This is a genomic window from Butyrivibrio sp. WCD3002 (assembly GCF_000424265.1).
Lineage (GTDB): Bacteria > Bacillota > Clostridia > Lachnospirales > Lachnospiraceae > Butyrivibrio.
On sequence record NZ_AUJO01000003.1, the window covers coordinates 267144 to 277092 of the forward strand.

Here is a 9949-nt window from a genome sequence, read left to right on the forward strand (position 1 = left end):
TGCACATGAGTCACGGCATATCAAAAGCTTTGCACTTTGATGAAGATTCCGCAGCCCTTTCCCAGCTTTCCAGAGCTTACTCTCGCTTATATTCTGCTTTTTTACGACAATTGTTCTCCTTGTCGCTTCCAAAAAGGCATACAAAACGAAATTACGATGGCTCTGGCATGGACCTGTCTGCTGCTTTTTCAATTTTTCAAATTCCAGCAGGTCGAATTTATACTATTATGATAATTCGCAGACTGTATTACGTTATTCAAACGATTCGATGTTCTTTTTCAATGAAAAATACGATATTTCGTTAAAAAACACCCAAAAATGCCTGCTGTAATTTCGATTTTTTCAAATTCCGGCATGTCAGCCTATCATATCAGCAATCGATTCATCACACGACTTCTGCGTTTCCAAAATGAATTTCAAAAATCCCCCATTTAAGAAAAGTACTTCTGTCATGATCATGATTCATTCCCTATGACAGGTGATAATCGTATAGCTGCTTGCATTGACTGTAATTACACACCCATCGATGTGAACGTACCAGTTTTTGCCCTGTCTTTCTATAACTGCGTTTGTATCAAGGATCTTCTCCTTACACCACGCAACTACATCAATATCTCCAAGTCCAAGGTTTCTTCTGATTCTGTCCACTCCCATTTCAGTGGTATGTATGCTATCTAAATTTTCAATCAGTATATTCTCCATAACCTGTATTCCTTTATCTAAGACAAACATTTCCGAAAATAGACTTAAAATAAGCCGAAATAAAATTGACGAGCAGCCCAACCATAGAGTATATTATAACAGTTAGCAGAAGTGATGGAATTGGCAGACATGCAGGATTTAGGTTCCTGTGCCGCAAGGCGTGTGGGTTCAATCTCCGCTCCGCTTCGGTCGGCGCAAAGCCAACGGTCTACGTTCCACTTCGGTCGTTGCTAAGCGTTCGTCCCCCGGACGAACAGCAACCCCCGGACGTTGTGCGCCCCATCTTCTGCATTTTGGTTATCAATTTAATATGTTTGCTTGCAGAAGTGATGGAATTGGCAGACATGCAGGATTTAGGTTCCTGTGCCGCAAGGCGTGTGGGTTCAAGTCCCATCTTCTGCATTAATTAATATCAGTGTTTGTGTAGTATTATAGATGTATAAATACTATATGAATACTGATTTTTTTATAAGTCTCTTTTTACATTAGTCTAGATGCAGAAAGACAGAATCGAGATTTGTGGAGGATGTTATGTTAAAAGATTATGAAATAGATAAACCAATTCTTGAAACGAACAGATTGATTATTCGTGTGCTTAACGAAAATGATGTGCCTGATTTAAAAGAGTGGCTTGGGAGAGATGAAATCTATACATATTGGGGCAGAAAAGCAAGTAAGAATGAGAAAAATCCTGAGCTTATGTTTATTGATCCCCGCCCTTGGGTAAAAAGAAAACCTTCTCCTGATTTTGATTGGGGAATTGTACTAAAAGAATCCAATAAAGTGGTGGGTATGATTTCGGTATTTAATATCCAAAATTCCAGAATGGGTGATATAGCATACAGAATCAATCCTGAGTACTGGCATATGGGAATTACTACAGAAGCTTTAAAGGAAGTGGTACGGTTCATATTTGAGAACACAGAAATAGACCGTTTGAATGGAAATGCGGATGTAAGAAACATTGCTTCAAATAAGGTTATGGAAAAATGTGGTTTTATAAAAGAAGGGACCGTTCGCCAAGGAAAAATGGTTTCTGTTTATTGTGATTATAATATTTATGGCATGCTCAGAGATGATTACGCGAGCTTGCAAGGTATAACCAAATAAATTAATCCCAGGAATTTCCTGGGATTCTTATTACTCAAAAATATTCACCATAATGATCTCGTCGCGGTAGGTGCCGTCGAGGAGTTTGAAGGCTCTGGGATTGATGCCGTACTCTTTAAAGCCGCTTTTCTCGTAGAGGTGGCGGGCTCTTTCGTTGTCACTGTAAACGCCAAGCTCTAGCTGCTCGAAGCCGTTGAGTTTAGCCTGCTCTATGGCAAGAGACATCATGTAGCTGCCAAGGCCCAGTCCTGTATATTTCTGGCGAATAGACATTCCAAGATAACCTCTGTGCATATATTTAAGGTGAGGACGAACCATGGTCACACCGAGGTCGCCGATGATCTGGTCTCCGAGAAAAGCATTAATCATGAAATCTGTCTTACTGTTTTCCAGTGAAGTAAGAACGCCTTTCATTATCTCCAGATTGAAGGGTCCATCCTCCGGTTCTCTTGCAAGAAAATGTGACTCTGCCGCAGTGGCTTCTCTAAGATCTTTTAGAAGCGGTGCATCTTCTGCACGAACACTTCTTATTAACGCTTCTTCCCCATTTGGAAAAATAAATTTTCTTTCTTCAATCAACATCTCTTATTCTCCCATTCCTTCACCATTCTTGTGTAATGTTCCGTCGCTCTTTCTATATTTTAATATTATCCAATTAATTAAAAAAGACCTATACCCACACGGATAAAGGTCTGTTTTTCACTTATCGGTAGTTAATCTGCCAAGGGCTTTGGCATCCTCAACCTCTTTAAACGGAACTGCTCCCGGCTCGTGTTCAAGATACGGAAGTTCATCCGGATTCCCGCTGTATTTACCTGCGTAGTGAAATTTCATAATTTTTCCCCCTCATCTTTTTCATTTCACACCTAAATGTAATATATCATAAAGAATGCAGCACTGCATTTGCCGAATTCTTTTAAGCTGCCTAATTCCTTAGATATCCCACCACATCAATGAGACTTTCAAGCACTGTTTCAGAAAGCTCCTCCATCTCTTCATTAGAAGGCAAAAGATCAGGCACCATGATGGGTCTTAAGCCGCCAGCGTTAGCAGAGCGTATTCCGTTGTAGGAGTCCTCTATGGCATAGGCATCCTCAGGCTTTACGCCAATCTTCTCACAGGCAAGAAGAAAAATCTCAGGGTCGGGTTTACTCTTTGAAACCATGTCACCTGTCACCAGCTCATCAAAATAGTCCAGTATTCCGGCATCCCTTAGCTGATTCTCCACGGTCTGCCTTTTGGTGGAAGAAGCAAGCGCAATCTTCTTTCCTTCATATTTAAGAAAATCCAGAATCGCATGTACGCCGTTTTTCATAGGAAGACGGCCGCCATCATATTTTTCATGGTACATCTTGGACGCTTCCTTAGCGTAAACGTCGTATGGAAAATCGTCGCCATAGGCTTCAAGCATTATTTCTCTGGTTCTCTTATCCGTAGTACCTGTGCAGGCAAGATATGGCTCTTCCATATTTTCAATACCATATTTTTCTGCCAGTTCAAGCCAGCAATTCATAGTTGCTCTTTCTGAATCGAAAATAACTCCGTCCATATCAAAAACAACCGCTTCAAACTTCTTCACAACTTTCTCCTCCCATCTATCATGTAAAAAGAAAAATGATTTTTGTATCCGAAAATTGGGTATCAAAAATCATTTTCCAAACATAATCTGAGCTGGTCCCGCCAGGTCCTTAGAACCTCGCTAAGCACTTCTTCTCAAATCAAAAATTGTTGCCGTTCCAGCCCCAGTCGTGGGAAGCTGCGTACTTGATATACATGTGATCCGGAGCCACTCCCAAAACTTCACCGTAAATCTTGGTGAGCTCTGCTGTCATCTTCTCAAAAGCTGCCGGATTTGGATCGCCATAAATATTCACCGCGATAAAAGCAGTGGGTGCATCTCCCTCACCTCTGAAAAACATGTTCTGATCATCTGCAAGATCGATCATGAGCCAGCTCTCGCTCTTCCCGGGGATAAGTGCTATTGCCTGACCAAGTCTCTCCTTAAGCTCTTTTCTCTGCTCGGGTGTTGTCTTAACGCTTACCTTAGAATCAATAAATGGCATAATCTCGTCCTCCTGTAATCAACTCAAACCTCATCTTTTTATTCAAAAAACAACTACATCTAATGTAAATCAATATTCATGAATAAGTAAATACATAAATCAAATATCGAGAGCCTTTGCAACGGCACCTTCAGGTATAGGACATACATATCCTGAAGCTGTACGTTTCTCAAATTCTTCCCTTGCTTCCTTCAAAAGATCACTGTTCTCATACAGATCGATTGCAGCAGCACACAGAACCTTTCCGGCATGAACAGCTGCTTTGTGACCTATGGAAGATCCTGCAGACGACACATTCTGCCAGCTGTGACCGGGACATCCGTTGGGCCAGGACGCCACATGAATCTGTGCTGTAGGGCAGACCCAGCTAACATCTCCAACATCGGTAGACCCCGGTTCAAAAGCATTCCCCATAAAGTGCGGTAGCAGAAAATCGTTCATAGGACATCCTACATCGGCAGTACTATTCATAGCGGCATCTACGCTGCCATCAATATTTTCGCCAAAACCAGAAACACTAGCTCCATCACCTTCAAGCTTCAGCTTTGCGCATAATGTTTTTCGAAGCCCACTTACACCGGCTGCATACTCTTCGTCAAAATCAGAACCAATTCCCGGCACTTTCCCAAAGCCTTCATAGGTCCTTCCAAGCCTTCCTGCCAAATCCAATTCTTCCGGAGTATGCTCAGGGACTCCCAGCTCCTCAAAGTTTTTATACAGAACCTTCTCAAGACTTCTGTTTGTAACAGTATTTGAAAGGCCGTCAATGAACTCTCTGTCGAAGGTGGTCTCTGTCATCAAGGCAGCGCCTTCAGCAATTTTATCAACTCGCTTTTGAAGCTCCACAGCTTCTCCCACATGATTGGATCTCACCATATAAAGAACCTGGGCTCTTGGCTGAACCACGTTTGGACTCACACCGCCGCCATCTGTAATAGCGTAGTGGACACGGGCTTTTTCGCTCATGTGCTCCCTTAAAAACTGCACTCCAATGTTCATCAGTTCAACCGCATCAAGGGCACTTCTTCCCATCTCCGGAGCTCCGGAAGCATGGGATGCTTTTCCATGAAAAGTGTACATAACCTGAATGCAGGAATTTGACGAACCCGTTACAACCTCGTTGCAATCAGCGGGATGCCAGGTAAGAGCAGCATCAAGCTTTTTCCACTCGCCATCCCTTGCCATAAAGGCCTTGGATGCACAGCCCTCTTCTCCGGGACATCCGTACAAAATCACTGTGCCCTCAGAGCCTGACTCACTGAGATACTTCTTTATTCCGATAGCCGCTGCCATGGCTCCCGCTCCAAGAATGTTGTGTCCGCAGCCATGTCCGGTATTTCCTTTTTCCAATGAACTGTCGCATGAATCACCACCGCAGCCAGTTCCTATAGCTGATATCTCACCTTTAATCGGAACAAACGCCTTTTTCTCGGCAACACCTCGCTCCTGAGAAAGACCTGAAAGAGCATCATACTCAGCAAGTATTCCGATGACCGGCTTTCCTTTTCCAAAGCTTGCCTTAAATGCAGTAGGAATATTGCAGATACCCTTCTCCACATCAAAGCCCTCCTGCGTAAGCTTTTCACAGTACAAATCGCAGGACTTATATTCCATAAGAGAGAGCTCTGCGTACTCCCAGATTTTATCTGCAACCTCACATATCAAAGATGCCTTATTGTCGATTTCTTCAATTGCTGTCTTTTTATTTTCCTTCATCCTATTTCCTGTTCCTTGTAGGATTTTCTAATTCATATTACTGAAAAAGCAGTGTACTTATCCCACTGCTTTCTCTTTTCATAAATCAATTATATATACGATTACAGAACCTTACTCAAAAACTCTTTGAGTCTTGGATGCTGCGGATTGTCGAATACCTCTTCCGGGGTACCCTGCTCAAGAAGCTTACCGTCTGCCATGAAAAGGATGCGGTTTCCAACCTCTCTTGCAAAGCCCATCTCGTGAGTAACAACAACCATAGTCATGCCTTCCTCAGCAAGCTGCTTCATAACATCAAGAACTTCACCTACCATCTCAGGGTCAAGTGCTGATGTGGGCTCATCGAAAAGCATAACCTCCGGCTCCATCATAAGCGCACGAACAATAGCAATACGCTGCTTTTGTCCGCCGGAAAGCTGGATAGGATATGCATCAGCTCTATCCTCAAGGCCAACTCTCTTAAGAAGCTCAAGAGCCTTCTTCTTTGCCTCTTCCTCAGGAACCTTCTTTACCTTAACGGGAGCAAGGATCATATTTTCCATGATGGTCTTATGCGGGAAAAGATTGAAATGCTGGAAAACCATTCCCATCTTCTGTCTGTGAATATCCATGTCGACCTTCACCCACTTGCCATTTTCATCTTTAAATTTTTTCTTGGTGATATCCACGTTGTCAAAAATTATGGCACCGCCTGTAGGCTCCTCCAGCAGATTAAGAGAGCGGAGGAAGGTTGATTTTCCGCTGCCTGAAGGGCCGATTACAACCATTACATCACCCTTATCGATATCTACAGTCACACCATCAAGGGCTTTGATGGCACCGAAATTATAATGTTTTTCAAGATCTGTTATCTGAATAAGCTTATCTCTTGTCGCCACGGCTCATCCTCCTTTCAAAATATGCAATCAGCTTACTTGTAGGGAAGCACAGACAGAAGTAGATTGCCGTTGCCACAAGCAGAGGCTCGATTATGATGAAGGTTGCACCGCGAACAGCATTTACCGCTGACATAATATCCTGAACACCGATTGTGTAGGTGATCGCTGACTCCTTGATAATTACAACGAACTCGTTTGCAATTGCAGGCAGAATATTCTTAATAGCCTGAGGTAAAATGATGTATCTCATATTCTGGAACTGGCTCATACCAAGGGATCTTGCAGCCTCAGTCTGACCACCGTCAATTGACTGAATACCGGATCTCATGATCTCGCAAAGATATGCACCGGAGTTCATTCCAAGAGCAACTACGCCGGGGAAAAATCTCTCAAATTTGATGAATCCCAGGAAAGTAAAGCTGGGAAGCTGAATAAGAGTACCGAATACGCCATAGTATATGATGGCAACCTGAACAATTACAGGCGTTGATCTTAAGATTTCAACGTATGCCGTCGCAAGAAAACTAATGGGATTAAATTTACTAATTGTAACACCAAATCCCTTTTCTCTTTTATGTCCTTCCTTATCAAGGCCAAGAAATGCCAGCGGATAAAATCTTGACATCCTCATGCTTGATAAAATAAGTGCAAGCACAAAACCGATTGCCACTGTAAAAAGTGAAAGCATTACGGTTACTACCATGCCCTGCCAGAAAAGGCTGGAGTATGATGATATTTTCGGGAAATTTTCCCATTTAATAAAACTGTCCATAACGTATTTTTCTCTCCGAAATTTTGTTAATAGTTAATACTTAATATACCATAAAAACAGACCCGGAAATACATACATTTCCGAGTCCGCATTTTATCTGCTTCAGGTTCTTTTGAAATTACTGCTGATCAAGAAGACCCTCAATGATTTCACCGCTTGCCTGCTCGTTAGCTGTAGCAACAAACTCATCCATTTTACCTTCTGAGATAGCCTTGGCGATAGCTTCGTTAACGCCTGCCTTAAGAGCATCATTACCCTTGCTTACGCCGATAGCTGAACCCTCTGCTCCGTCATAGGGAACATCAAGTACTACGCAAAGCTCAGGATAATTCTTAGCATAGCTCTCAGCAACTGCTGTCTCTATATATGCACCGTCAAGCTTTCCTGCGATAAGCTCAGCAACGATGTCTGTAACCTTTGTGAGCTGAATGATATCAGCATCAGGGCTGTTTGCCTGTGCAAGATCTACCTGGATGGCACCTGTCTGAGCACCGATCTCATACTCAGCATTGTTGGTATCCTCAAGGCTTGTGAACTTGTCCTTGTTAGCCTGTGTGCAAACAAATGACTGTCCGCCTTCATAATAGATATCTGAGAAATCCATGATGGACTCACGCTTCGGGTCAGGTGAAAGTCCTGCAACGCCAAGGTCAACTGCCTTAGTCTGAAGCTCCATGAGAACACCGTCGAAATCAACAGGCACAACTTCAAGCTCAAGTCCAAGATAATCAGCAATGTACTGAGCAAGTGCGATATCAAAGCCTGCAAGAGTGGGTGTTCCATCCTCACCTACTGCATAAAACTCATAGGGAGCAAAGTCAGGAGAAGTTGCTACTGTGAGCTTACCGGGAGTAACTGTTGTGATCTCAGCTGCTGCCTCACCTGCTTCTTCTGTCTCTGCAGCATCACCTGCTGCCTCTGTCTCCTGAGCTGTATCAGCTGCTGCCTCTGTAGAAGCCTCTGTGGTAGGTGCGGTATCTGCTTTTGAACCACCACATGCTGTCATGCTGAATGTCATTGCTGCTGCCATAATAACTGCCATAATCTTCTTTTTCATAATATGCCTCCTTCTTGGTTATGTTTATTCAAAACCGTGATGTATATTTATTCAATTAATCTTGCATAATATACATACTAATACATAAATAAAATTAATTCAATACCTAATTTGTTGATATTTTATTTATTTATAATTTATGCCAAAAAGGGCATAAAAAGAGCACTCTGCATATCACTAACCCGCAGAGTGCTCTGTATTTTATAAATTATTTATTTTATGTATGCAGCTTTTTCTATTAAAGATTATTTCTTAATCTTCACTTTCTTTGCTGCGCACCAGTCGCCATAGACCTTTTGGCCATGTGAATCAAATGCATAAGCTCTTATTCTGAAGTAGTAGGTCTTACCCTTCTTAAGCTTCTTTATTGTAGCTGATTTAGCACTTCCGGAATTTACATCCTTGGTCTTTCTGGTCTTGGTAAACTTCTTATTGAGTGCATACTCAATTTCATAACCGTCTACGCCATTAAGCTTATTCCACTTAACTGTGGTTGTTTTTGCCTTGCTGTTCTTTACTGAGCTGAGCTTAACCTTTGCAGGAGCTACAACTGGCCTTGTTACTCTTACAAGGCAGGTTGCTGTCTTTCTACCATCTACTGTCTTAACAGTTATTGTCGCACTACCTTCACTAACTGCTGTTACAAGACCTGTATCACTTACAGTTGCTATTGAAGCAACGTTGCTTGACCACTGAACTTCCTTGTTAGTTGCATTCTTTGGCATAACGCTTGCTGTAAGCTGATATTCATCTCCGACTTCAAGCTCTACAGATGTATAATCAAGTGAAACTCTGGTAACCTTGATTGCCACACCTGTATCTATAGGATCCTGCTCCTGCTGACCGGGATCTTCAACTTCTTTATCCGTCCAGTGCGCATAAATAGTGAAGTCATCGATAAACTCTGAAACTGTATCCTTAGTTATCTTGTCTCCGCCATTTTTCTCAGTAAACCATCCATCGAAATCTTTACCGTTAAGAGTAGGTGTAGGCAGCTGCCCAAACTTATCACCTGAAGTGATGAGTGTTGATCTGTCTGATAAAACTCCGCCATTAGCATCAAAGGTTCCCTTTACGGTAGCTCTTACCTTGTCATAGCATACCTTTGGTATATCGAAATTGGATATTCCGCAGTCTATAACAAGTGTAGATATCCTTCCGTTATCGATATCTAACGTAGCACCTTTAGTCAAAAGTTCAAGAGTACCGATGTAGCATCTTCCGTTTTTCGTGCCCTGGGTAACATCGCCTTTAACCTTCCAAGTCGCAGCATTGAGCTGTGTACCGGATGTTGAATTATATAAAAAATCTCCACTAATACTTACTGTTGTAGTTACATCGTTATTCCAAATAGCACCACTATTGATTACCGAAAAGCTTCCATCAATTTCTGCTATTACATCAGTTCCCACTGGCTCGAAAACACCGTTTTTCTGCAAATAGTCGCCTGTTACACGGAGTTCTGCCCGATTATTTACTTTTACATCCCCTTCTGCAGTAAAGTCTCCTTCAAAGTTTACCTTCTTGCCTTCACTTATTGTCATTTTATTTATTACAGTGTCTGCTCCGGCTGTAATATCAACATTACTGCATATGACCGCGTTCAGATTTGCTGGAACCTTAAGCTTATTACTGTTTTCCATATACAATG

The 9949-nt window shown here is 42.2% G+C and carries 11 protein-coding genes and 1 tRNA gene; 2 read left to right on the forward strand and 10 right to left on the reverse strand.

Annotated features, from left to right (window positions below):
- Positions 1-462 precede the first annotated feature (462 nt).
- Complete coding sequence (locus G608_RS0106560; protein ID WP_026495364.1) at positions 463-702, reverse strand: DUF3781 domain-containing protein; 240 nt, start codon at positions 700-702, stop codon at positions 463-465.
- A gap of 320 nt (positions 703-1022) precedes the next feature.
- Between G608_RS0106560 and G608_RS0106565 the strand changes: the two genes are divergently transcribed.
- Together G608_RS0106565 and G608_RS0106570 are read left to right on the forward strand one after the other, a co-directional pair.
- Positions 1023-1104: transfer RNA gene (locus tag G608_RS0106565), tRNA-Leu, on the forward strand.
- A gap of 129 nt (positions 1105-1233) precedes the next feature.
- Positions 1234-1812 carry a GNAT family N-acetyltransferase gene (locus tag G608_RS0106570; protein ID WP_035794857.1) on the forward strand — a complete coding sequence of 193 codons (579 nt, stop codon included), beginning with the start codon at positions 1234-1236 and terminating at the stop codon, positions 1810-1812.
- Between the two features lie 30 nt (positions 1813-1842).
- Here the strand turns inward: G608_RS0106570 and G608_RS0106575 are convergent, their stop codons facing one another.
- The 9 genes from G608_RS0106575 to G608_RS0106615 form a co-directional block, all read right to left on the reverse strand.
- A complete protein-coding gene (locus tag G608_RS0106575) occupies positions 1843-2394 on the reverse strand; it encodes a GNAT family N-acetyltransferase (protein ID WP_026495366.1) in 552 nt (183 codons plus the stop codon).
- A gap of 117 nt (positions 2395-2511) precedes the next feature.
- Positions 2512-2646: a hypothetical protein gene (locus tag G608_RS24120; RefSeq protein ID WP_255345318.1), complete on the reverse strand. Its 135-nt coding sequence runs from the start codon at positions 2644-2646 to the stop codon at positions 2512-2514.
- Positions 2647-2737: 91 nt separating this feature from the next.
- Positions 2738-3391: an HAD family hydrolase gene (locus tag G608_RS0106585; RefSeq protein ID WP_026495367.1), complete on the reverse strand. Its 654-nt coding sequence runs from the start codon at positions 3389-3391 to the stop codon at positions 2738-2740.
- Positions 3392-3530: 139 nt separating this feature from the next.
- Positions 3531-3875: a phenylpyruvate tautomerase MIF-related protein gene (locus G608_RS0106590; RefSeq protein ID WP_026495368.1), complete on the reverse strand. Its 345-nt coding sequence runs from the start codon at positions 3873-3875 to the stop codon at positions 3531-3533.
- A 99-nt stretch (positions 3876-3974) separates the two neighbouring features.
- Positions 3975-5591 (reverse strand): amidohydrolase, encoded by a 1617-nt coding sequence (locus tag G608_RS0106595; protein WP_026495369.1) that lies wholly within the window; start codon positions 5589-5591, stop codon positions 3975-3977.
- Between the two features lie 101 nt (positions 5592-5692).
- Positions 5693-6469: an amino acid ABC transporter ATP-binding protein gene (locus tag G608_RS0106600; protein ID WP_026495370.1), complete on the reverse strand. Its 777-nt coding sequence runs from the start codon at positions 6467-6469 to the stop codon at positions 5693-5695.
- A complete protein-coding gene (locus G608_RS0106605; protein WP_026495371.1) occupies positions 6453-7241 on the reverse strand; it encodes an amino acid ABC transporter permease in 789 nt (262 codons plus the stop codon). Before G608_RS0106605 ends, G608_RS0106600 begins: the two co-directional genes overlap by 17 nt.
- A gap of 118 nt (positions 7242-7359) precedes the next feature.
- Entirely contained in the window at positions 7360-8298 is a 939-nt protein-coding gene (locus tag G608_RS20205) for a transporter substrate-binding domain-containing protein (protein ID WP_051208942.1), read from the reverse strand.
- Positions 8299-8543: 245 nt separating this feature from the next.
- A partial coding sequence (locus G608_RS0106615) for an Ig-like domain-containing protein (RefSeq protein ID WP_196810150.1) occupies positions 8544-9949 on the reverse strand: 1406 nt, incomplete at its 5' end.